This is a genomic window from Mesorhizobium sp. Arg314 (assembly GCF_053714275.1).
Genome location: NZ_JBSKBP010000368.1, coordinates 1 through 246 on the forward strand (window position 1 = coordinate 1; position 246 = coordinate 246).

Annotated in this window: 1 pseudogene; it reads left to right on the forward strand. The window is 62.2% G+C overall.

The annotated features are described in order from the left end of the window. A pseudogene (locus ACWGS9_RS35895) lies at positions 1–246 on the forward strand (hypothetical protein); the annotation flags it as partial.

Genomic DNA, 246 nt, shown 5'->3' on the forward strand with positions numbered 1-246 from the left:
ATCGGCGAGTTGTCGGTGCATGCACCGTTCGTCGGCATGACGCAATCGTTCTGGCAGGACAACGAGCGCTACCTCGATTCTTACTGGCGAACGATTCCAGGCATCTGGGTGCACGGCGATCTGGCGATGCACCGCGAAGACGGACACTGGTTCATGCTCGGCCGATCCGATGCGGTCGACCAGCGATTCGCCGGTCGGCCCGACGACGTCGACCTCCACCGATGGAGACGCCGTGTTGAATCCGCT